This window comes from Longicatena sp. 210702-DFI.1.196 (genome assembly GCF_020563125.1).
In the GTDB taxonomy this organism is placed as follows: Bacteria; Bacillota_I; Bacilli_A; order Erysipelotrichales; family Erysipelotrichaceae; genus Longicatena; species Longicatena caecimuris.
In genome coordinates, this window is record NZ_JAJCPX010000157.1 from 1 (window position 1) to 213 (window position 213).

A 213-nucleotide genomic window follows, 5' to 3' on the forward strand; every position below is an offset into this window, starting at 1 on the left:
TTGAAACGCCTAAAACAAAGAGCGGAATAAGGCAAGTGCCATTAAGCAGAGAAACGATACAGGCATTTCAACGGGTTATGAAGAAACGCCCAAAGGCAGAACCATTTGTGATAGACGGACGGGGCAACTTCTTATTTGTCAATCCCAAAGGCAAGCCTAAAGTTGCGATTGATTACAATATGCTTTTTGTCCGTATGGTAAAGAAATACAACA

1 pseudogene is annotated in these 213 nt (G+C 41.3%); it reads left to right on the top strand.

What is annotated here, in order from left to right:
• A pseudogene (locus tag LI241_RS15765) lies at positions 1–213 on the top strand (site-specific integrase); the annotation flags it as partial.